We start from the raw sequence: 22686 nt of genomic DNA on the forward strand, positions 1-22686 counted from the left end.
AGATGTTAAGATGTTTCGTATTACTGCAAGATTATTATCATATTTCAAAGGATTTTGTTCTTCACCAGAAATAATAATGTTATTTGTCTATATGAAATGCCGATTTTCTTTAAGTTATCGAGATTTGGAAGAAATGATGAGTATAAGGGGAGCAAAAATTGATCACTCTACATTACAAAGATGGGTTATAAAATTTGTACCATTGATAGATCAGGTGGTTAGAAAAAGAAAGAAGCCAGTTGGTAGTAGTTGGAGAATGGATGAGACTTATATTAAATTAAACGGTAAATGGGTTTATTTATATAGAGCACTAGATAGTCTTGGTAATACTGTAGACTTTCTGCTACGTAAGCATAGAGACAAGCCTGCAGCACTTGCATTTTTTCGTAAAGCCTTTAGAGAGAATAATTTTCCTGAGAAAGTAGTAATTGATAAAAGCGGTAGTAATACGGCTGCTCTTAATGATTTGAATACAGAAGTTCCTAAAGATTATAAAATTAAGGTTATTCAGACCAAATACCTGAATAATCTTGTAGAACAAGATCATAGGTTTATCAAAAAACGTACAAAGCCAATGCTTGGTTTTAAGAGTTTTCATTCTGCAGAAATGACTATTACCGGTATAGAAAATATTCGTATGATGCAAAAAAGACAAATAATTGGAGCTCATGATAATCTTTCTACGAGTCAATCATTTAATTTGTGTAAGTTCATTTTTTATTTTCCAATAAATCATATTTAAAATCTCCACAAAGTATTTCAAATTGATTTAAAGCTAAAGACCAATCTTTAATAGGCATGGTCCATTTTTTGGCTGCATTTTGTAGGGATAAAAATATTATTTTTTGAATTGACTTATCATCTGGAAACACCCCCTTATTTTTGATAATTTTTCTAATTTGACGATTTACAGATTCTATAGTGTTAGTAGTATAAATTACCTTTCTGATCTCTTCAGGAAAGGCAAAAAACGGTATTATCCCAGACCAATTACGTTGCCAAATATCAGAAATTACCGGATATTTTTTATCCCATTTTACACCAAATTGCTGAAGTTTTAAACGTGCCATTTCGTCATTATTAGCTGTATAAATTTGTTTTAGATCTGATGTGACCTCTTTTAAATCTTTATATGACACATACTTTACTGAATTGCGAACCATATGTACAATACATAATTGTACTATAGTACTCGGGAATACACTGCTTATAGCTTCTGGAAAGCCCTTTAAACCATCCACACAAGCAACATAAATTTGTTCAATTCCTCGATTCTTTAACTCAGTAACTACTTGCATCCAAAATTTAGCACCTTCATTTTTGCCTATCCAAATGCCAAGTAACTCCTTTTTCCCTTCTATATTTACAGCAAGTGCTAAATATACTGCTTTATTTATTACTATGTGATTGTCTCTAGATTTTACATAGATACAGTCCAAGTATAATATTGGATACACCCTATCTAAACAACGATTTTGCCACCTAGTTACTTCTTCTATCACCCCATCTGTTATGGTGGATATCAAGTCACCAGATACATCAGTTTGATATATTTCTTCTAAATGCCCTCGGATCTCGCTGACTGTCATACCGCGACCATAAAGGGATATCACTTTCTCATCAAATCCATTAAATCTCCTCAGCCCTTTTGGTATTAATTGAGGATTATACTCTCCTTCCCGATCTCTTGGTACTTCTACTGTCAGCTTACGACCATCCCCATCAATTACTGTCTTCTCATAGCTACCATTACGACGATTATTATCTACTTTTGGCATCTTGCTATGTTTTGAATATCCTAATTCATGATCCAACTCACTTGCTAATATTTTCTCAACTATTTGCTTCTTTAGCTGTTGAAATAAACCATCTCGACCAAATAACTCCGATGGATCTGCTTTTGATAATAATTCTTCTACTAGCTGATTACTGATGTCTAATGTATCTTTATCTGTATCTAATTTTTTAGCCATAATTCCTCCTTGCTTGCTTAAGTTACTTTTTTTACAGTAATCTCTTACTGCTTTCTTTGCAACTTACACAAACTATAGGACAGACTCCTTTCTACTTTTGAGAATTTTGCTATGTTAATGGCATCATAATGTCCAAAACCTTAGTTTTAACAATCTTGATGTAGTATGATTTATAGATGCGACAAAACCGAATTTAAGCCCTATGAAAAATTTACACACTTAATTAGAAAGACTCGCTAATTTGGGTTTATTTTTTCTGAGTAAGAGATTGAAGAAAAGATTTGCTAAGACCAGTTACAGCAGAAATAAAAGCAACATCAGAGCCTTGAGCTAACATTTTCTTTGCTATTTCAAATCTCTCTTCAGCTTTACCTTCAGCTTTACCAACCTGGATGCCTTTAGCTTCACCGATCTGGATGCCTTGAACTATCCCTTTTTCTATACCCTCATCAATATATTTCTCAGCAATAGTTCTCATAATATTCTCCTCTTCTGTTGCAGTTAAATGACTCGATATTAGCCTCTCTAGCTCTTGTTGCTTACCTTCTTCTATCTTAGCCTCACTATACCATAAAAACGATCTTATGTAAATATAGCCTGTTGACTTATCTATACTAATATAGGATTTAAAATTTGTTAAAAGTTCATCCCACACCTTCAATATATCTCGCTGCTGTACATATTTGAGCATATATTCTAACATTCCAAAATGTTGCTTCTGCTTTATCTCATCATCAGACATTGCTTGCAAATCTATTAGCTTATAATCCTCACACATTAGTTGCTTTGCAAGCTTAGGATCGCTAAATAACTCAAACAAGTTCTTTGGCACATTAAACTTTCTAGTACCATGATAAAATACCATTGGTATTATCAACGGTATTTTATTTCTACCTTTTTTATGCCTTTCAGCTAATAGTAACATATATTTCCATAATTTGAGTGCCATCCAATATTTTGGTCTTATCTCCGCCTCAATCAACACATACACAAAGGCTTGCTCATTATCTTTAGTCTTAACAGAATAGACTAAATCACTAAGAGCTCTTTTTAGGTCATCCTCAACAAATGATTCTTTCTCTATTGTTATTTTGCTTAAATCAACTATTTCCTTAACCTCTTCTGGTAAATAATGTTCCAAAAATTCTTGGGCTGCTATTTGATTGACCATTATCTTTTTAAATAATGCATCATGTTTTAATTGAGTTGACATATTCTTAATTAGTTAATTATTATTAATATAATCTATATAGTACCTTTAACTACTATTCCCTGGTTTTTCTGCGTCTCTGCTGCATTTTGTAATTCATTTCTTATTTCCTTACCTATTACTGATTGTGGATTAATATATTGCATCACTTGTTTATCTTTGCCTATGGCAACTAAGTAATCTTCTGGTACGGGGTAGCTTTTACCTCTAAAATCATTTATTGTCCCACTTTGGGAGAAAAACCCCGCACTTGCAGTGCGTCGTTTCAACATAAATTTTAAATATCTTATCAAGAAAAGATAAGAATGAATCATACAGATATTTTTTAACAAAATCTTACACTTCACAGATATATTCTTTTTGTGTTGTGACACTTTCTAAATGAGCCATACACAAATAGTTTCTAACTTTTAAGTTAGTACATACATGAGGCATTCATGCCGTAATATTAAGCTCTGCACTTGCAGTGCAGAGTGGTTAACTACTATATCGCAGAATCTAACACTACCTAAATTATAATTAGGAGCAAACTTATTTTTCATTATTTGCAAATCTTTTGTTATTTTCTGCTCAATAGCTTTAGAACAACTATTCTTGCTATAGAGAATAAAAGACTCTATGCCTTTTTCCTTATATATTTGCAAGGCTGTATTTATGTTCTCCTTAGTAGTAAATCTTTCCAATGATTTTATTTGCCATTGAAACTTCTGTAATATATCGTGATTTGCTGATTTCCCAAGTTCTAGTTCTATAGATTTGACTTGTGATTTATTGTCCCACTTTGGGAGAAAAACCCCGCACTTGCAGTGCGTCGTTTCAACATAAATTTTAAATATCTTATCAAGAAAAGATAGGATATTTTTTAACAAAATCTTACACTTCACAGATATATTTTTTTGTGTTGTGACACTTTCTAAATGAGCCATACACAAATAGTTTCTAACTTTTAAGTTAGTACATACATGAGGCATTCATGCCGTAATATTAAGCTCTGCACTTGCAGTGCAGAGTGGTTAACTGCTATTAGTTAACATTTTACCAGAGTTGTTTAACCCTTCTTGCAGTTGATTATTTTGAGCAAGATTTATGCTAGTCTGCTGCAAAACTTCTACTACTTTAACAAGTGATTCTGCTTTTACTGTCTGTTGATAATATTGCTTATTATTATGCAATCTATCCTCTATGTCATTGGCTACATATTTAAACCAATCACCTACTTTATTGATGATAGTAGGATTTTTATCTTCATTCATTTTATTTAAATCTTCTAAAGTTTTAAAATGCATACTTGCTAGCCTATTATCTATCCTAGCAAGTTGTGATATTAAACTTGCCATATTTCTTATAGCCTGCCTATTACAGTACAGCTTGACTTGTTCTACATGCCTGGTCATCTCAACATAAGAGTTCCGAACATTACCAGCTAGATTATGTAAGACATATACATCTTTAATTGATGCTCCTTGAGCTTTATAGACTGTAGAAGCATAGCCGTGTTTAAAACTTATCCCTTCTGGATTAAATGCTATTTCTCTACCTTGATCTGTTTTAGCAACAAACTTATTGTTACTTACTGAAACTAGAGTAGCAAATTCACCATTTTCTATTTGTAACTCTTTGTCAGTAGCCTTAAATAAAATACGATCTCCTACCATATAATCTTCATATTGCTTATCTGATTTTAAGCCTAGAATAGAGCGACGATATTCTTTACCCGTTAGTAATCCACTTGCTTTTAATAATTCTCTTATTCCTTGATTAATACTATCTACTTCTTGGTTGCCTACAGTAATTATTAAACGTTCTTGTAGAGTAAATCTGCTACTATTCCAATCATCAATTAATCTTGCCATTGATTCTTCCAAAGTATGATCAATCTTTAACCCATTATGCCTCTCTAACAACACTATCCCAGCTGCAATATCTGATTTAGCAAAACATAAAGCCATTTCTCTTGCCCATTGCTGGCTTTGTCTTCTAATATCACTAAGTACATATGAACCAAATGTACTGGCAAATATTTCAAACATTCCACCTCGCTCGCTCGATTGAGGTTAGTTGCTTCTAATCTCCTGCTAATATTAAATTACAATTAGAGCTTCTTGCTATCTTAAATAATTCTAAATAATCACTATTACTCACCATTCCTGCTTCATCTACTACTAGTAAACTATTATTTGGCAGAGTAATTTTACCATTATACAATTTGAATAAAAATCCCTTTACCGTGTAACATTGTTGATAACCCTTACTTTTTAGCTCTGATACAGCTTTATGAGTAGGGCTAAGCCCTATAATATTTTGTCCATGGTGAGTAACAAGTTTATAGGCAGTAGCAAGTATTTGTGATTTACCAGTACCAGCTCTACCACGCAGCATTCTTATCCCATTATATTGCAGTAAAATATGTTGTAGTGCTTCTCTCTGAGACTCGCTAATGTTAGAAAGTTTTGCTATATCTTCTTTTAAACTTGCTATATTACCGACTATATTATAATTGATATTATCATGAATTTTATTAGCTACTCTAAGTAAACGCGTTTCTTCTTCTCGAACATCGCAAGTAGTATAATATTTAGTATCTTTGCCATCTTCATTATATAGTTTTACTAACCTGTCTGAATTTAATACGCCTTGAATTAATTTTTGCTTTTCCTCTTTTCCTTGAATTTCTTTAACCGCTCTTACTACATCTTGTTTACTAAAAATAGCTTGATGTCTTATAATACAATTTAATACCCCATCACTATCTTTAATAATTTTTAGATGAGCTAGCTTGCGTAGCTCATTTTGCTCCGCTATTTCATTAATGATACCTCTCATTCTCACAGGACTAAGATGTTGTTGTGGCATCATGCTTATTGAATCCACTCTATTTTCTAAACCTAATTTACGTCAGTTCGGGATAAGATATAGATGAAATAGTAATAGATAAAAGGATTGTCAAAAAGGAGTGCCTGCAGTATTTATATTTTTAAACAAAAAAACAAACTACAGGCATGAAAAAAGATATCACAGAATTATATAGTTTTATAGATGATTTTTGTAAAATTTATTTGGAGTATGAACAGAGAAAGTTATTACCATCAAATAAGCAAAGAAATCGCTGTTGTAGCATGAGTCTAAGTGAAATGTTAACAATAATAATTATGTTTCATACATCCTATGCTAAGAATTTTAAATTTTTCTATAAAAGTTATATAGAGTGCATGCATAAGGATGATTTTCCCAAAGCCTTGAGTTATAATAGATTTGTTGAATTAATGGCACGATTATTCATACCGCTAAATATGTTGATTCATTTGTTGTTTGGTGAGGAAACAGGTATTTATTTTATTGACTCTACAACGATTAAAGCTTGTCACAATAAAAGGCGTTATAGCAATAAAGTTTTTAAAGGATTAGCCAAACATAGTAAATCCTCTATGGGGTATTTTTATGGTTTTAAATTACATGTAATAATCAATAATAAAGGGGAGTTTATGGCATTAAAAGTGACCAAAGGCAATGTAGATGATAGGGTTCCAGTACCGGAGTTAACAAAAAGATTAACTGGAATTATAGCAGCTGATAAAGGTTATATTAAGCAAAATTTGTTCTTAAATTTATATGAAAGAGGCTTAAAAATGATTCATGGAATTAAGAAGAATATGGAAAATAAATTAATGGATTTGAAAGAAAAAATCTTACTTCGAAAACGTAACTTAATTGAAACAGTTTTTGATTATCTAAAAAATAAAATGAACCTTGAACATACTAGACATAGATCACCAATAAATGCCTTTGTCCATATATTATCTACTCTTGTTGCTTACTCATTAAAGAAAAATAAACCTTCAACAAAATTTGATTTTAATCTACATGTTCACAATATCCTTATCCCGAATTGACGTAATTTAGCAAAATATCTGTTCATTACTTCTTTGGCTCTCTGATGAATCATCTGTGGTTCTGGAATAATAAATGCTTTACCGTTAACTTTTTTAAATTCAGGATTTAAATCTACTGCTTTTGCTCCTAAACTTTTACCATCTTCTGTAAATCTCCTAGTAGTAACAAGCAGATGAGCATGCCAATTTCGTTCTCCATTATGGGGCTTATGTATATCTACTTGCACTCCTAAACCATTTTTTACCCATGCCATCTCTTCTATTATTTCATGGGTAATGGCTATTCTATCTTGTAAATCTAGCTCCTTATCGTCAGGCAAGGCTATAACAACCTCTTTTAATAACTGGCTATTCTTTCTTCTTTCTGTACGCTCTACCTCATTCATTAATATTTCAGGGTCTTTAAATCTTCTATCTACATAACTAGGTAGTAAAACTGTATGATAGACGTTATCTCCTTTTCTAGCAAAATTATAAGTAACATTAGTCTGATGATCTTTAATAATCATCCTCGCATTATAAGCGGCTTTACAACAGCTATTTCCTCCTGAGGTTCTATTTACTATCTCGATCCTTGCAAATTGTATCGCCATAATTCTTTACTGTTCATTATCTCAATCTTGCATTACATTACCATGTAAATTTTAAATCATCGACTAGAATCTAGATCAAATGAACCAGCAAAAAAAACAATAAACCTTTGGTTTATATATTGCGTATTAACCTAATATAAAGTTAGGTTAATAACCTCTTCTCTGTAGCTTTTCAGCTACTACTTAAAATAACCCGAGTTGCCAATTAATTATACTGGTAAAAGCTATATTTAAAGCTGATTCCATGTGAGGCTCGATACTAAAACATTTTCAATACAAACATATTTCTAAAAAATATAGTTTTTATTGAGTGTTTTAATGTTGCAAATTAACCTCAAAAGCTCATAAAACCTAGCTCTGCTCTTATAAATTAATTGGCAACTCGGGTTAAAATAATGGCAATATCTGTTTATATTAATTTGCTGGTTCGGTAGGAGTGGGGATTCTTGCATTGTCCTATCCATTCATTATTGCTTGTAGTCTTCTGTTGTATCAATTATCTGATTTAGAAAAAAATATGAAAATTTTTATCAGAACTCTATAATTCATTGGACTTCTTGAATTTATTGTGCATTCATGACATGTAAGCCTTAATTTAATGTCTAAAATATTTTACCATATGGAGAATGTCATAAAACAAAGATTAAAATTACAACAAAAGAAAGCTAAAATTATTACTGAAGAAGCTAAACTTAAAATTATAGAAAGAAAAATGCGTACTCATCGCTTAATTGAACTGGGGGGATTGATTGCTAAAGCAAAGCTCGATGACTTACCTACCAATAGTCTATTTGGGGCATTAATTGCTTTAAAAAATGAATTAACAGAGTCCCCACATATCAAATACCAATGGACTAAAATTGGCAGGGATATTTTCGATAATCTTGATTCTTAGCATGATGTGTACCAGCGTAATATATAAATTTTCAAATATTTTAATTAAAGATTAGATAAATTATGCAGTACATGATACTATCCATCTAGATAATCTAATATAATTAAAAAATGAAGGAATATGCAAGGTATGATGAAGGAACATTTTCTTCATTAACAACAGAACTATAATGGACTGAAAAAATTAGACAAAGAAGCAGGTATTTTTGTTTCTCAATAAGTATAGAATAATAAATAAAATTAAAGAGAAACAAATGGGTAAAAAACAAATTAAAAATTTTAGTGCAGAAGCAAAAACTAAAATAGTATTAGAGATGTTAAAAGAAGAATCAACAATAGGTCAGTTATCGGTCAAATATGAAGTAACGGCTAAAACTATGCAAAACTGGAAACGACAATTTTTAGATAATGCGTCATTGGCATTTGAGCCAGCAAAAGCTGTTAGTGAGTACAAAGGGCAGATTAGTGAACTTAAGAATCAAAACGATGAACTTGCAAAAGCATTAGGTAAGGCTACAGTCGAGAGGGACTGGGCGGTGGGAAAGCTAAACAGCTTGGACTTATCAAATAAGAAAAGTCTTGTCGACCCCAAGCTGAGTACGTTAGCAAAGACAAGGCAATGTGAACTATTAAAGATAAGCAGATCTGGAGTATATTATAAAGCTAAAGTAATGAGCTTATATAATCTTGATATTTTAAATAGAATAGATGAAATATATACGGATAACCCTGAGTATGGTTATCGTTATATATACAAACAATTATTGGAAGACGGCTTTAATGTGGGCAGAGATAGGGTGCTTAAATATATGGGAATAATGGGTATAGAAGCTATTCATCCTCATAAAAAGCAATCTACTTCTGTGAAGGATGGTCAACATAAAATTTATAGCTATTTGCTTGAGCCGTACTGGCACAAATCAGGAACGAATAGAACTATTCATGTACCTTATGTTAATCAAGTGTGGAGTGGTGACATTACTTATATTAGAACTAACGGAGGATTTATGTATCTTGTGGCGATTATAGATTGGCATAGTAAGGCAATACTAAGTTATAAAGTATCTAATTCTATGGATGCATCACTTGTAACCGATGTATTAAAAGATGCACTGAATAAATACCCTGCACCACAAATATTCAATAGTGATCAGGGTAGTCAATATACTGGACATGAGCATACGGGAATTCTAAAAGAGAATAATATACAAATCTCAATGAACGGTAAGGGTAGAAGCATTGATAATATTGTGATTGAAAGATTTTTTAGAACTTTAAAATATAATTGTATATTTATAAATGATTTTAAAAATATCGCAGAACTTAAAGATGGTATTGATAAATACATGGATAAATATAACAATCAAAGATTCCATTCAAGTATTGGTTATAAAAAACCGATGAACGTGTATCTTGATTACTTACAAAATGCAGCTTAAAAATTATGTAAAATGGGAAACAAAATTAGTGAAAAATTTGTCTTGAAAAATCAGTCCAGTTTCTAGTACTCGGGAATACACTGCTTATAGCTTCTGGAAAGCCCTTTAAACCATCCACACAAGCAACATAAATTTGTTCAATTCCTCGATTCTTTAACTCAGTAACTACTTGCATCCAAAATTTAGCGGCTCTGTACAAATAAGTGTGTAAATTTTTCAAAGGTTATATAAAAATATAATATAACAAAAGGAGAAATTATAATGCACCAAAAACAAAATGAAGCAATGAATCAAGCGATAGATTTATTAATAAATAATGATACAGATATATCAACATTACTTAAAGAGGATGGTTTATTAAAACAATTAACCAAACGGCTTGTAGAGAAGGCATTGCAGTCAGAGATGAATAATCATTTAGGATATGATAAATATTGTCATACTGATAGTGATAATGTTCGTAATGGTAGGAATGTAAAGAATCTAGTAACAAATAATGGAGTTGTAGAGATTGAGGTTCCAAGGGATAGAAGTAGTACATTTGAACCTGCATTAATTCCGAAGCGTCAAAGACGTATTGAAGGATTTGATGATAAAATAATATCATTATACGCTAAAGGAATGAGCTTATCTGATATTAAGATTCAAATGCAAGAATTGTATGGAGCTGACGTTAGCGAAAGTTTGATAAGTCAAATTACTGATGATGTAATTGAGGATGTCAAGATATGGCAAAGCCGACCATTGGATCGAGTATATGCTATAGTATTTTTTGACTGTTTAGTAGTAAAAGTACGTCAAGATAAACGAATTATCAATAAGTCTGTATATGTAGCATTAGGTATTGATTTATCTGGAAGGAAGGATATTTTAGGATTGTGGATCAGTGAAAATGAAGGAGCGAAATTTTGGCTTGGTAATTTTACTGAGATGAAGAACAGAGGTATGCAAGACATGCTTATTGCTTGCAGTGATAATTTAACCGGTATGTCTGAGGCAATAGAAGCAGTTTTTCCGAAAACCGAACATCAATTATGTATTGTACATCAGATTAGAAATAGTTTAAAATATGTATCATATAAAGACCGAAAAGAATTAGCGGCTGATTTAAAGCCTATATATACTGCTAGCACAGAGGAAGAAGCACATCTTGCTTTAGAATCTTTTGAAGCTAAATGGAGTAAACAGTATCCACAAATTGCTAAATCTTGGTATGTTCATTGGGAAAATTTAATGGTTTTTCTAGGATACCCTGAGGCGATAAGGAAAGTAATATACACAACTAATAGTGTAGAATCTGTCAATAGTCAATTACGTAAGGTTACTAAGAATAAACGGGTTTTTCCAAATGATAATGCCGTTTTTAAGACCTTGTATTTGGCAATTGATTATATGACCAAGAAATGGGTTATGCCGATTCCAAACTGGAACGCAGCTATGGCTCACTTTTTGATAAAATTTGAAGGTAGAATTTAAGCCCTAGAGTCTGTCCTATAGTTTGTGTAAGTTGCAAAGAAAGCAGTAAGAGATTACTGTAAAAAAAGTAACTTAAGCAAGCAAGGAGGAATTATGGCTAAAAAATTAGATACAGATAAAGATACATTAGACATCAGTAATCAGCTAGTAGAAGAATTATTATCAAAAGCAGATCCATCGGAGTTATTTGGTCGAGATGGTTTATTTCAACAGCTAAAGAAGCAAATAGTTGAGAAAATATTAGCAAGTGAGTTGGATCATGAATTAGGATATTCAAAACATAGCAAGATGCCAAAAGTAGATAATAATCGTCGTAATGGTAGCTATGAGAAGACAGTAATTGATGGGGATGGTCGTAAGCTGACAGTAGAAGTACCAAGAGATCGGGAAGGAGAGTATAATCCTCAATTAATACCAAAAGGGCTGAGGAGATTTAATGGATTTGATGAGAAAGTGATATCCCTTTATGGTCGCGGTATGACAGTCAGCGAGATCCGAGGGCATTTAGAAGAAATATATCAAACTGATGTATCTGGTGACTTGATATCCACCATAACAGATGGGGTGATAGAAGAAGTAACTAGGTGGCAAAATCGTTGTTTAGATAGGGTGTATCCAATATTATACTTGGACTGTATCTATGTAAAATCTAGAGACAATCACATAGTAATAAATAAAGCAGTATATTTAGCACTTGCTGTAAATATAGAAGGGAAAAAGGAGTTACTTGGCATTTGGATAGGCAAAAATGAAGGTGCTAAATTTTGGATGCAAGTAGTTACTGAGTTAAAGAATCGAGGAATTGAACAAATTTATGTTGCTTGTGTGGATGGTTTAAAGGGCTTTCCAGAAGCTATAAGCAGTGTATTCCCGAGTACTATACAGGAGTTTCGCAGTTAGCAAAATTGCGAATCAGCTAAAAGGCATCTAATGTTGTTCTGAATTGATGTTTTTATAACTTCCCAAGTTTGTTGATATAAAGTAATTTTTTCATTTATCCTCCTTTTGTTCATATCGAGCCAAGCAAATACAGCAAGGCAAATATGATTTCTCTGAGCTCGACCCGTGCGTGCCTGACAGCGTTCAATACCACAAGTTTGTTTTAATTCTCGATGATAAACTTCTATAGACCACCGTGCCTTAACAATTTTCTCTATTTGTTCACGTGTTGGATTTTCTAAGTTAGTTGTTATGTAATCAATGCGACCATTTTTTGCCACAAACTTAAATACCGTAACCCAACCGTATCCACGTAGGTGAATTTTTAGTCCCTCATCAGGAATCTCTAAACTTTCTAAGCTAACATTATGATTAACTTTTCTATTTTTTCTTAGGTTACTAACCCATGTCCAACCTAAATTACGTATATGTTTCAAATTCTCCAAACCGCTATACCACGCATCCATTACTACTGCATCAGGATTGATCCCTCTTTCCTTAGCTAAAGTAAGCATATCACAAAAATGCTCATTCTTTGTTTTTCCATCAGTTTCTTTATCATATATTCTATAATCTACAGGGGTAGATTGATCAGTTTTAGCATTGTAATGCAGTAAGTTGACCATCCCTATACCAGGTATAACATCATGTACAGCTCCAGAATATTGATAATGTACAAGCTCAATTTTCTTACTGTATTGCTTTGACAATAACGTGTCATCTCCCACTAATAAACAAGAAGCTTCCCTATCAATATATTTTGACACTTCTCTGTAGATCCCGCTAGGGCGGAAATCCTTACTATTTAACCATCGACTTGCACTATCATGAGATAGGTTTATTGGACTTACTTCAGATAATGCTTTACCACTATATCTTACGCTACTTGCTTGTAAAAATGATTTATATAAGTCTTTGCTACATTTTGATCTTGCCATGCTTAACTAAAACTCTTTCTTGCTAGATTAACATATTTTTTGCTAAGTGCGAAACTCCTGCTATAGTACAATTATGTATTGTACATATGGTTCGCAATTCAGTAAAGTATGTGTCATATAAAGATTTAAAAGAGGTCACATCAGATCTAAAACAAATTTATACAGCTAATAATGACGAAATGGCACGTTTAAAACTTCAGCAATTTGGTGTAAAATGGGATAAAAAATATCCGGTAATTTCTGATATTTGGCAACGTAATTGGTCTGGGATAATACCGTTTTTTGCCTTTCCTGAAGAGATCAGAAAGGTAATTTATACTACTAACACTATAGAATCTGTAAATCGTCAAATTAGAAAAATTATCAAAAATAAGGGGGTGTTTCCAGATGATAAGTCAATTCAAAAAATAATATTTTTATCCCTACAAAATGCAGCCAAAAAATGGACCATGCCTATTAAAGATTGGTCTTTAGCTTTAAATCAATTTGAAATACTTTGTGGAGATTTTAAATATGATTTATTGGAAAATAAAAAATGAACTTACACAAATTAAATGATTGACTCAAGCCCTATGAAAAATTTACACACTTAATTAGAAAGGCTCAATTTAGCACCTTCATTTTTGCCTATCCAAATGCCAAGTAACTCCTTTTTCCCTTCTATATTTACAGCAAGTGCTAAATATACTGCTTTATTTATTACTATGTGATTGTCTCTAGATTTTACATAGATACAGTCCAAGTATAATATTGGATACACCCTATCTAAACAACGATTTTGCCACCTAGTTACTTCTTCTATCACCCCATCTGTTATGGTGGATATCAAGTCACCAGATACATCAGTTTGATATATTTCTTCTAAATGCCCTCGGATCTCGCTGACTGTCATACCGCGACCATAAAGGGATATCACTTTCTCATCAAATCCATTAAATCTCCTCAGCCCTTTTGGTATTAATTGAGGATTATACTCTCCTTCCCGATCTCTTGGTACTTCTACTGTCAGCTTACGACCATCCCCATCAATTACTGTCTTCTCATAGCTACCATTACGACGATTATTATCTACTTTTGGCATCTTGCTATGTTTTGAATATCCTAATTCATGATCCAACTCACTTGCTAATATTTTCTCAACTATTTGCTTCTTTAGCTGTTGAAATAAACCATCTCGACCAAATAACTCCGATGGATCTGCTTTTGATAATAATTCTTCTACTAGCTGATTACTGATGTCTAATGTATCTTTATCTGTATCTAATTTTTTAGCCATAATTCCTCCTTGCTTGCTTAAGTTACTTTTTTTACAGTAATCTCTTACTGCTTTCTTTGCAACTTACACAAACTATAGGACAGACTCTTTATCATACATACCAAAAGAACGTTTTTTTAAGATATGATGGGCTTTTATTAATTTTTCAACAGTTAATCCCGCTCTTTTCTGTAGTATGATGTCTTTGTTCTCGACAGCCGATATTTGAGCATTTAAGGTTAAATCAGCATCAGTAACCTTAAAGCCCACTGGTACTACATTACTTGCTACATCAAAGTTAATGACGTTACTGCCAGTACGACCTGCTCGAACCGACCCGGCAAAAGCTTTGATAATTACTCGGTCTTGTTGTCTGCCCATTGCCCAACCAGCCATCTTAGGAAAATGCGAGGTTGGATCAGTTAACAGGTTTAGCTTATCGTTCCTATCCATTGTGGCATTCCAGTGATAGCTCGATGCCGTCAGAAACCGTCTTGAAATAGTCGGTATTTTAAACTCTATTTGTTCTAATCGCTTAGCATTGCCGGCTTCCGCATAATGACCATGCAGATGATCATCAGGATCAATTGGCTGCCGGTTTCTACTCTCAACCTCATGGTTAGTCATTGACTCAAAGCTAATTACCTCAGTATCTTGCGTACCGTTAGTAACACATTTCCGTAACTTTGACCCTTCCTGCTGGATCACTAAGCTAATATTTTTAGCAAATTGTTCCTTAAGGCTGTCAGTTATTTGTTGCATTTTCTTTCTCCTATCAATAAATTTTTTTTAAAATCTAATTTGAGAAATGATTTGTTATTTAAAAAAATCTAATATTTAAAGCACTATATTGCAGTGGCTCTTTTAGGATAGGTTATTGCGAGTGGCAGCCTTTAAAACGAGTTGTCACTATTTTAGTTGTTGTTTCTTCACTTTATTTTTGTTACTCATTATTGTTTTTTATCATAAGCTATCTTGTACAATTCCTCCATACGTTTAACAGCTTGATCATGTCCCGTATGCTCTTTGTTATTTAATTTTAACATGAATTCCCCATCAGATTCAAGTCTATTAATCTCTTGCAATGCCTTATCTTGACTGCTAATTATCGGTGGTTCATTACCGGTAACCAATGAATCAGATTTTAAGGTTTCACCAACCCGAACTAATAAATCTACTAAAGCTGGCGAGTAACTTGATTCTTCAATTAAGTTAGCTAGTTCCTTAGTACCGAATTTAGACAAGGCTGCTTGCATTACTATCATCTTGCTATCGAACTCATTACCATAATTATTTTTTAGCCAATCAATATTTGAGTGACTAGCTTGTTCAATGGCTTTTTGCTGCTGCTTCTGCAAATCCTGCGAAAAAGCATACAAATTCTCCAGTAACTTCTCGCCCTGCTTTTTAGATAAACCGCTTTGGTAAAACATCTCCTCATAGCGAGCTAGATATTCTTCATCTTCCTTACTTCTTTTATCAGTATATCTCTTATCCTCAGGCAAGCCTAAGCGACAATAAAATTTACGCCATTCCTCTTCTGAAGCTTCGGACTTTGGCACAACAACCCATTGATTCAAGCTTTTTTCTGCTTCTAAATAGCTCTGTGCCAAAGAAGAGACATCTTTAAACTTGCTCAGTGATTCAGCTTTGCGTATCTCCTCCGGCAAACTAGCTAACCATGAATCATTGCTATTGCTGCTGCCAGTTTCATGGTTAATAATATTTACTTCTTCACTCATATTTTACTCATTGATAATTTCATACGTAATTTTCTTAGAAATTTGACAAAAAACTTTATATAATATTCATTAACAATATAATTAATATTATGGTTATGACTACTAGAGTCCTTAGCTATGTAGCGGATGACCAACGTAATCCTCTATTTTGGCAATACAACAAGTCCATATTCTTTACCATTTAATTTTCATTAGCTATCAGTAGTTGTCTCTTTAGCCAAATCATCACTTAGCTTTTTTATTTCTTCTATAGATAGTTTTGTTAATTTACTTATAGTCTCTATAGGATACCCTTCTTTCAACATCTCTATTGCTATTGCTATAGCTTTCTTTTTTTCACCTCTAGCTTCACCTCTAGCTTCACCTCTAGCTTCACCTCTAGCTTCACCTCTAGCTTCACCTCTAGCTTCACCTCTAGCTTCACCTCTAGCTTCACCTCTAGCTTCACCTCTAGCTTCACCTCTAGCTTCAGCATCTTCAATTTTTTGCAGCTCTACCGCTAAATTATCAAGACGAGTTTTAGTTATTTGCTCATAGGTGTTAAGTTCTGCCTCTGACCAGCTAGCTTGGTCTACAGCCTCAAACGCTCTTCTAATAATTACATCCTTACCTATTAACTCCTCTATTTCTTTAAATGTACTATGTTCTGCATGCTTGAAAAAGTACATCCATTTCTCTTCAATCGTTTTTAGCTCATTAATAGTTTTCTTAAATTTTGCCAACTCTAAAAAAACAAAATGAAAATCTTTTAAATCATTGGCATAGGTCTCTGTCTCTAAAATACGATGTTCTGATTTCCAATGTTTTCTATCGCTAAACATCACAAAATCCGCTATCGCTAAAAATATTACTTCCTTTAATTTTGCATATACTGCCAGCTTTTTATGATTCTCATCTTCTTTGAGTACTTGCTTAGAATATGCTTTAGCAGCATAATATTGAGCTCTTTTCTCAAATCCTGGATGCTTACTTACCTGCATCTCTACGATTATTTGATTACCGTGTTGATCTTTACATAACACATCAACAATAGATTGCCTATATGCAGCAATATCAGGGTCTTGGATAGTTGGTAAAAATGTTACATCAATTATTTGCTCATCTCCTTCAAACTTCAGAACATCATTTAAGAAATGAACAAGTATGTCTTTGTTTTTTTCAGTACCAAAGATTTGGCGAAAACAAAAATCATTTTTAGGATCAAGAAATTTTGACAAACCCATATAATATATCCTCTTAATTGTTACTAAATGTTGCCTTTATTTATCTGATTCATTAGTATTTTTAGCACCATCGATATTATTAACTCCCTCATCCCTTGACGCTTGTGAACATATATACAACAACAAAGCTCGTTGCCCTTCTAGGAAGGCGGTGTAGTCACTTTCTTGCCGAATGAAGTTGCTACGATATACACCACTGACTTGGGCTAAATCTTCTAAGACTATCTTACCATCTTCTCCATTAAAAAGCTTGCAATAAATTGATTTTAATTGCTCTTTTGTGAGTGATGAAGATTGAGAAATTGCTGAACAATTAATTGATAGTTTCATTTTGTTGCCCTTGTATTTGTTGATGCATCTGTTGTTGTAAATGCATTATACCAATTGCAATAATTAACGCAGTGTTATAAAATGGTTTTTTAACTGATAAAAGGTAATCAAATAGCTAGGTTAATATTACCGCAAGGTTTTGAAGGTCATGATTTTATAAAAATGATGAAACATGAGCCGCATGGTCGAAATCGTATACGTTTATTGGCGATGTATCACCTTCAATTAGGCAAATCTTTTAAAGCCATATCTGAAATAGTGAAGTCACACTGGAAAACTGTGCAATCATGGCTCAGAAGATTTAGGAATCATGGTTTTGAAGGATTATTTGAATCATAAAGAAGCGGTGCCCCTAGGAAGATTAACACTATACAAGAGTCTGCTCTTGTTGATAAAATCAATACGCTCAGTGAAAGTAAAACTGGTGGGTATATAACTGGAAAGGAGTTACATATCATGTTACTTGAGGAATATGGTGCTAAATGTGCTTTAAAAACAGTCTACAATACTATGCACCGCCTTGGTTTTAGCTGGATTACTTCTCGTTCAATGCATCCAAAGTCAAATCAAGAGACTCAAAATACATATAAAAAAACTTTCCAGATATGTTAACAGAATTATTACCAAAAAATATCGATAGATGTAAAGTTGATATATGGTCTCAGGATGAAACTCGAGTTGGGCAACAAGGTAGCTTAACTCGTATATGGGCTAAGCGTGGCACTAGACCCCGTAAAGTTCGGCAACAGCAATTCATTTCAACATATATTTATGGAGCTGCTTGCCATGATACAGGAGAAGCTTTTGCATTAATTTTACCATATGCAAACACACAGGCAATGAGTTAACCACTCTGCACTGCAAGTGCAGAGCTTAATATTACGGCATGAATGCCTCATGTATGTACTAACTTAAAAGTTAGAAACTATTTGTGTAGGTTCTGTCGCATATGTTGGACAATAGAAAAAAGATTGATATAATGATCTAAAAAAGATGTTAAGATGTTTCGTATTACTGCAAGATTATTATCATATTTCAAAGGATTTTGTTCTTCACCAGAAATAATAATGTTATTTGTCTATATGAAATGCCGATTTTCTTTAAGTTATCGAGATTTGGAAGAAATGATGAGTATAAGGGGAGCAAAAATTGATCACTCTACATTACAAAGATGGGTTATAAAATTTGTACCATTGATAGATCAGGTGGTTAGAAAAAGAAAGAAGCCAGTTGGTAGTAGTTGGAGAATGGATGAGACTTATATTAAATTAAACGGTAAATGGGTTTATTTATATAGAGCACTAGATAGTCTTGGTAATACTGTAGACTTTCTGCTACGTAAGCATAGAGACAAGCCTGCAGCACTTGCATTTTTTCGTAAAGCCTTTAGAGAGAATAATTTTCCTGAGAAAGTAGTAATTGATAAAAGCGGTAGTAATACGGCTGCTCTTAATGATTTGAATACAGAAGTTCCTAAAGATTATAAAATTAAGGTTATTCAGACCAAATACCTGAATAATCTTGTAGAACAAGATCATAGGTTTATCAAAAAACGTACAAAGCCAATGCTTGGTTTTAAGAGTTTTCATTCTGCAGAAATGACTATTACCGGTATAGAAAATATTCGTATGATGCAAAAAAGACAAATAATTGGAGCTAATGATAATCTTTCTACTTTTGAGAATTTTGCTATGTTAATGGCATCATAATGTCCAAAACCTTAGTTTTAACAATCTTGATGTAGTATGATTTATAGATGCGACAAAACCTCAATTTTTGCTCCCCTTATACTCATGATTTCTTCCAAATCTCGATAACTTAAAGAAAATCGGCATTTCATATAGACAAATAACATTATTATTTCTGGTGAAGAACAAAATCCTTTGAAATATGATAATAATCTTGCAGTAATACGAAACATCTTAACATCTTTTTTAGATCATTATATCAATCTTTTTTCTATTGTCCAACATATGCGACAGAACCTCATAAGTTTTAAATACCTCTTTTTCTTGTTCTTTACTCATTTGTGATAGAAGAAAACATCTAATATCAGTATTAGGTGTTTTTTTTATTGCTGGAACTATTTGTCTTGATTTCTCTTCATTACTCAGTTTATCCCAGATATATTTTATTGCTATTTGATTTGTGCGATTATCTATTAACACTTTAAATAGACATTCATTTGTACTATAACTAGTACTATATTTTTTATTATAAAAATAAACTGCCTTAACTAATTCAGTAAAATCTCCTGTTATATGAGCAGTCCAAAAATATACCATTGCTTGTTTCTCAATACACTTTAGGGTTAATGTAGTATTGATAACCTTTGGAGCAATAATTGCTATATTAGCTTCAAAACAATATGCACAAGCAATATTATATTTATAACTATCAGATAATTTTTCCTCTTTAGCTAATAAAGTTTTTGCTGTCTCTTGATAATCTATTATCCCTCTTGCTGTCCAAACTAAATCATCTATATAATTTATTGCTATGGATTTTGGATATTGATGACCATAATAACCAGTATTAAAAATATATTGATCTTGATACATAATCCAACCAAATATTTCCTTCCCTGTAGGATATATAATATTTGATAAAATTTTTCTTATACGATCAGGTACAGATAATTGTAATACCTTATCTAATACTTTATCTTCAATCTTCAAAAATAATTCATAAATGTCTGTATAAAAGTCATCCTCATATTCGTTGAATAATTTTACTATTTGATATCTACTTGATTCCATAATGTAATTATTATATTGCTTATTGACACATGTTGTAACGACGGCATTAAGTAATACTTAATAACATCTTCTTCTAAGTTAATGTCTATATCATTTTTTTGTTTTTTTGAGGTGTTAGCTATATTTGCAATATCAAATTTTCTTTTAGTCATTTTATTTTGATCCTTAGTAGTAATATTTAAACAGCAATTCCAAATATGAGATGTATAGATACATAGGGAAATTCTAGCAAAGATACTGATTGAAAATACATAGATGCCAAACCAGATAACATAATATCTGCTATACTATTACTACTATTTACACCCCTTCTATCTTCTATACCAGCAAATTTATCTGCAATCATACTTCTGATTGTACTAAAACTTAAATGTTTCTTTGAATGCATAACTTGATACCAATATTTCTAATACTGATATTATTTTAGTGATTTATATGAAAAACTCTACTGTTTTAATATTTTCTCTACGAAAAGTTTATTTTGGATACCAGATACTTCAAGACTTCCAGCTCATATTTGGAATTGCTGCTATTCAAGCTTTTTGATTTCTTCTTTGGTTAAACCAGTAGACTGAGAGATTATTTCAGTAGACACTCCTGCTTTCTTAAGGTTTTTAGCTACTTCAATATTTCGTTCAGCTTTACCTTCAGCTTTACCTTCAGCTTTACCTTCAGCTTTACCTTCAGCTTTACCTTCAGCTTTAGCAGTTTCTATTAGGTAATCTTCTGCTGCTTTATTATCCATGATACGTTTAGTTTCTTGCTCATAAGTTAACAATTCTTCTTCCGTCCAGTTAAACTGGTTCAATTCTTCATAAGCTCTCTCTATTACTTGATCTAATCCTATGATCTTACGTAAGTCCGATTCACTTGTTTCATCTGCATGCTTAAAGAAATAACACCACTTCTCTATTATGTTGGTCAGTAAATTTATATCTGTGATTTTAAACTTCGGTAGCTCTATAAAAGTAAAAGAAAAATCCTTTAAATCATGGGCATAGCTATCTTTATCCAAAATAATATGATCAGACTTATAGAATACTTTGTCTTTAAATATAATATTATCGCTAATAGCAATAAATATTACCGATTTTAAATCTATATATCTAGCTCCTTCTTCCTTGCCTTTATTTAACTGCCTTGAGTAGGCTTTAGCTGCATAATACTGAGCTCGCTTCTCAAAACCTTCTTGTGGAGATACTTGCATCTCGATAATAAGCTGCACTCCATTTTCATCTTTACATAACACATCAACTACACTCTGCTTTTTAGCAGCAATCTCCGGTATTTGGATAGTGGGCAAAAATATTACTTCCTTAATTCTATCACTGCTTTTAAGCTCCAATACATCATTAATAAAATGAATCAGAATGTCTTTATTCTTCTCCGAACCAAATATACGGCGAAAGGCAACATCATTTTTAGGATCTAGAAATTTAGTAATAGCCATAAATAGTAATTTTTGATAGTTGTTAATGTTTTGTGGCATTACTCATTATACCATAAAACTCATAAACTACTAGCAAAACTTACGCTATGTTTTATGACAAATGTCTTAATACTGGGGTTTTATTGTCCCACTTTGGGAGAAAAACCCCGCACTTGCAGTGCGTCGTTTCAACATAAATTTTAAATATCTTATCAAGAAAAGATAAGAATGAATCATACAGATATTTTTTAACAAAATCTTACACTTCACAGATATATTCTTTTTGTGTTGTGACACTTTCTAAATGAGCCATATACAAATAGTTTCTAACTTTTAAGTTAGTACATACATTAGGCATTCATGCCGTAATATTAAGCTCTGCACTTGCAGTGCAGAGTGGTTAACTAAAATCCTCCATTATAAAAAAATGCCTTCTAGCCAAGGTTTTTAGTCGCATTTGAAATAACATAGCGTAAGTTTTGCTAGAATATTAAACTTAATATCGCTGCTTCTACAGTTTTGTTAGAACAATAATTTTAATTTTAGTGAACCTTGATGGCTAGAGTATTTTTTTTGTAAGTGACAATTATATTCTA

General features: G+C 32.4%; 28 protein-coding genes and 3 pseudogenes. 11 read left to right on the forward strand and 20 right to left on the reverse strand.

The window, feature by feature from the left end:
* Positions 1 to 10 precede the first annotated feature (10 nt).
* Positions 11 to 742, forward strand: coding sequence for an IS6 family transposase (locus AAHN00_RS08720; protein WP_342271042.1), 732 nt, complete (start codon positions 11 to 13; stop codon positions 740 to 742).
* Here AAHN00_RS08720 and AAHN00_RS08725 read toward each other — a convergent pair.
* The 6 genes from AAHN00_RS08725 to AAHN00_RS15125 form a co-directional block, all read right to left on the reverse strand.
* Positions 711 to 1973, reverse strand: coding sequence for an IS256 family transposase (locus AAHN00_RS08725; protein ID WP_342270914.1), 1263 nt, complete (start codon positions 1971 to 1973; stop codon positions 711 to 713). The two genes, AAHN00_RS08720 and AAHN00_RS08725, sit on opposite strands and share 32 nt — an antisense overlap.
* 247 nt (positions 1974 to 2220) lie before the next feature.
* A complete protein-coding gene (locus AAHN00_RS08730) occupies positions 2221 to 3186 on the reverse strand; it encodes an Rpn family recombination-promoting nuclease/putative transposase (RefSeq protein ID WP_342259404.1) in 966 nt (321 codons plus the stop codon).
* A 32-nt stretch (positions 3187 to 3218) separates the two neighbouring features.
* The gene (locus AAHN00_RS08735; protein ID WP_342271043.1) at positions 3219 to 3557 is read right to left on the reverse strand and encodes a hypothetical protein; all 339 of its coding nucleotides are present in this window, start codon (positions 3555 to 3557) and stop codon (positions 3219 to 3221) included.
* Positions 3558 to 3593: 36 nt separating this feature from the next.
* The gene (locus tag AAHN00_RS15115) at positions 3594 to 4109 is read right to left on the reverse strand and encodes a hypothetical protein (protein ID WP_410521378.1); all 516 of its coding nucleotides are present in this window, start codon (positions 4107 to 4109) and stop codon (positions 3594 to 3596) included.
* A gap of 87 nt (positions 4110 to 4196) precedes the next feature.
* Complete coding sequence (locus tag AAHN00_RS15120) at positions 4197 to 5213, reverse strand: hypothetical protein (RefSeq protein WP_410521379.1); 1017 nt, start codon at positions 5211 to 5213, stop codon at positions 4197 to 4199.
* 34 nt (positions 5214 to 5247) lie between these two features.
* The gene (locus AAHN00_RS15125) at positions 5248 to 6036 is read right to left on the reverse strand and encodes an AAA family ATPase (RefSeq protein ID WP_410521380.1); all 789 of its coding nucleotides are present in this window, start codon (positions 6034 to 6036) and stop codon (positions 5248 to 5250) included.
* A 146-nt stretch (positions 6037 to 6182) separates the two neighbouring features.
* On the opposite strand from AAHN00_RS15125, the gene AAHN00_RS08745 reads away from it, so the two are divergent.
* On the forward strand, positions 6183 to 7073 hold the full coding sequence (locus tag AAHN00_RS08745) for an IS982 family transposase (protein ID WP_250310582.1): 891 nt from the start codon (positions 6183 to 6185) through the stop codon (positions 7071 to 7073).
* Between the two features lie 2 nt (positions 7074 to 7075).
* Here AAHN00_RS08745 and AAHN00_RS08750 read toward each other — a convergent pair.
* Positions 7076 to 7666 (reverse strand): annotated as a pseudogene (locus tag AAHN00_RS08750) (MobA/MobL family protein); the annotation flags it as partial.
* 619 nt (positions 7667 to 8285) lie between these two features.
* On the opposite strand from AAHN00_RS08750, the gene AAHN00_RS08755 reads away from it, so the two are divergent.
* Positions 8286 to 8561 carry a conjugal transfer protein TraD gene (locus AAHN00_RS08755; RefSeq protein WP_342272628.1) on the forward strand — a complete coding sequence of 92 codons (276 nt, stop codon included), beginning with the start codon at positions 8286 to 8288 and terminating at the stop codon, positions 8559 to 8561.
* A 253-nt stretch (positions 8562 to 8814) separates the two neighbouring features.
* Positions 8815 to 9999 (forward strand): IS3 family transposase, encoded by a 1185-nt coding sequence (locus AAHN00_RS08760; protein ID WP_342270912.1) that lies wholly within the window; start codon positions 8815 to 8817, stop codon positions 9997 to 9999.
* Positions 10000 to 10063: 64 nt separating this feature from the next.
* On the opposite strand, the pseudogene AAHN00_RS08765 reads toward AAHN00_RS08760, so the two are convergent.
* A pseudogene (locus AAHN00_RS08765) lies at positions 10064 to 10186 on the reverse strand (transposase); the annotation flags it as partial.
* Positions 10187 to 10260: 74 nt separating this feature from the next.
* Between AAHN00_RS08765 and AAHN00_RS08770 the strand changes: the two are divergent.
* On the forward strand, positions 10261 to 11475 hold the full coding sequence (locus AAHN00_RS08770) for an IS256 family transposase (protein WP_342270921.1): 1215 nt from the start codon (positions 10261 to 10263) through the stop codon (positions 11473 to 11475).
* 93 nt (positions 11476 to 11568) lie between these two features.
* Positions 11569 to 12375, forward strand: coding sequence for an IS256 family transposase (locus AAHN00_RS08775; protein ID WP_342271044.1), 807 nt, complete (start codon positions 11569 to 11571; stop codon positions 12373 to 12375).
* Here the strand turns inward: AAHN00_RS08775 and AAHN00_RS08780 are convergent.
* The gene (locus tag AAHN00_RS08780) at positions 12372 to 13352 is read right to left on the reverse strand and encodes a transposase (RefSeq protein WP_342271025.1); all 981 of its coding nucleotides are present in this window, start codon (positions 13350 to 13352) and stop codon (positions 12372 to 12374) included. The two genes, AAHN00_RS08775 and AAHN00_RS08780, sit on opposite strands and share 4 nt — an antisense overlap.
* A 32-nt stretch (positions 13353 to 13384) precedes the next feature.
* Between AAHN00_RS08780 and AAHN00_RS08785 the strand changes: the two genes are divergently transcribed.
* Positions 13385 to 13891, forward strand: a complete 507-nt coding sequence (locus AAHN00_RS08785; protein ID WP_410521445.1) for a transposase — start codon at positions 13385 to 13387, stop codon at positions 13889 to 13891.
* Positions 13892 to 13941: 50 nt separating this feature from the next.
* On the opposite strand, the gene AAHN00_RS08790 is transcribed toward AAHN00_RS08785, so the two are convergent.
* The 5 genes from AAHN00_RS08790 to AAHN00_RS08810 form a co-directional block, all read right to left on the reverse strand.
* Positions 13942 to 14628, reverse strand: a complete 687-nt coding sequence (locus AAHN00_RS08790) for a transposase (protein ID WP_342271045.1) — start codon at positions 14626 to 14628, stop codon at positions 13942 to 13944.
* 72 nt (positions 14629 to 14700) lie between these two features.
* The gene (locus AAHN00_RS08795) at positions 14701 to 15369 is read right to left on the reverse strand and encodes a phage capsid protein (RefSeq protein WP_342271046.1); all 669 of its coding nucleotides are present in this window, start codon (positions 15367 to 15369) and stop codon (positions 14701 to 14703) included.
* Positions 15370 to 15557: 188 nt separating this feature from the next.
* On the reverse strand, positions 15558 to 16349 hold the full coding sequence (locus AAHN00_RS08800; RefSeq protein WP_342271047.1) for a hypothetical protein: 792 nt from the start codon (positions 16347 to 16349) through the stop codon (positions 15558 to 15560).
* 191 nt (positions 16350 to 16540) lie between these two features.
* The gene (locus AAHN00_RS08805; protein ID WP_342271048.1) at positions 16541 to 17572 is read right to left on the reverse strand and encodes an Rpn family recombination-promoting nuclease/putative transposase; all 1032 of its coding nucleotides are present in this window, start codon (positions 17570 to 17572) and stop codon (positions 16541 to 16543) included.
* Positions 17573 to 17608: 36 nt separating this feature from the next.
* Positions 17609 to 17902, reverse strand: coding sequence for a hypothetical protein (locus AAHN00_RS08810; protein WP_342271049.1), 294 nt, complete (start codon positions 17900 to 17902; stop codon positions 17609 to 17611).
* Positions 17903 to 18064: 162 nt separating this feature from the next.
* Between AAHN00_RS08810 and AAHN00_RS08815 the strand changes: the two genes are divergently transcribed.
* The 4 genes from AAHN00_RS08815 to AAHN00_RS08830 all read left to right on the forward strand — a co-directional run bounded on the left by AAHN00_RS08815 (position 18065) and on the right by AAHN00_RS08830 (position 19611).
* Positions 18065 to 18241: a helix-turn-helix domain-containing protein gene (locus AAHN00_RS08815; protein ID WP_342271050.1), complete on the forward strand. Its 177-nt coding sequence runs from the start codon at positions 18065 to 18067 to the stop codon at positions 18239 to 18241.
* Between the two features lie 93 nt (positions 18242 to 18334).
* The gene (locus AAHN00_RS08820) at positions 18335 to 18514 is read left to right on the forward strand and encodes a winged helix-turn-helix domain-containing protein (protein ID WP_342272629.1); all 180 of its coding nucleotides are present in this window, start codon (positions 18335 to 18337) and stop codon (positions 18512 to 18514) included.
* Positions 18508 to 18750: a transposase gene (locus tag AAHN00_RS08825; RefSeq protein WP_342271051.1), complete on the forward strand. Its 243-nt coding sequence runs from the start codon at positions 18508 to 18510 to the stop codon at positions 18748 to 18750. Before AAHN00_RS08820 ends, AAHN00_RS08825 begins: the two co-directional genes overlap by 7 nt.
* Positions 18751 to 18903: 153 nt before the next feature.
* Entirely contained in the window at positions 18904 to 19611 is a 708-nt protein-coding gene (locus AAHN00_RS08830; protein ID WP_342270905.1) for an IS6 family transposase, read from the forward strand.
* A gap of 59 nt (positions 19612 to 19670) precedes the next feature.
* On the opposite strand, the pseudogene AAHN00_RS08835 reads toward AAHN00_RS08830, so the two are convergent.
* The 6 genes and pseudogenes from AAHN00_RS08835 to AAHN00_RS08860 all read right to left on the reverse strand — a co-directional run.
* A pseudogene (locus AAHN00_RS08835) lies at positions 19671 to 19823 on the reverse strand (IS6 family transposase); the annotation flags it as partial.
* A gap of 13 nt (positions 19824 to 19836) precedes the next feature.
* Positions 19837 to 20580: a hypothetical protein gene (locus tag AAHN00_RS08840; RefSeq protein ID WP_342271052.1), complete on the reverse strand. Its 744-nt coding sequence runs from the start codon at positions 20578 to 20580 to the stop codon at positions 19837 to 19839.
* Between the two features lie 56 nt (positions 20581 to 20636).
* On the reverse strand, positions 20637 to 20813 hold the full coding sequence (locus AAHN00_RS08845) for a hypothetical protein (protein WP_342271053.1): 177 nt from the start codon (positions 20811 to 20813) through the stop codon (positions 20637 to 20639).
* A gap of 26 nt (positions 20814 to 20839) precedes the next feature.
* The gene (locus tag AAHN00_RS08850; RefSeq protein ID WP_342270959.1) at positions 20840 to 21049 is read right to left on the reverse strand and encodes a hypothetical protein; all 210 of its coding nucleotides are present in this window, start codon (positions 21047 to 21049) and stop codon (positions 20840 to 20842) included.
* A 141-nt stretch (positions 21050 to 21190) separates the two neighbouring features.
* Positions 21191 to 22111, reverse strand: coding sequence for an Rpn family recombination-promoting nuclease/putative transposase (locus AAHN00_RS08855; protein WP_342271054.1), 921 nt, complete (start codon positions 22109 to 22111; stop codon positions 21191 to 21193).
* Between the two features lie 105 nt (positions 22112 to 22216).
* Positions 22217 to 22387, reverse strand: coding sequence for a hypothetical protein (locus AAHN00_RS08860; protein WP_342271055.1), 171 nt, complete (start codon positions 22385 to 22387; stop codon positions 22217 to 22219).
* Between the last annotated feature and the right edge of the window lie 299 nt (positions 22388 to 22686).

Source organism: Candidatus Tisiphia endosymbiont of Parasteatoda lunata (assembly GCF_964030955.1).
Lineage (GTDB): Bacteria > Pseudomonadota > Alphaproteobacteria > Rickettsiales > Rickettsiaceae > Tisiphia.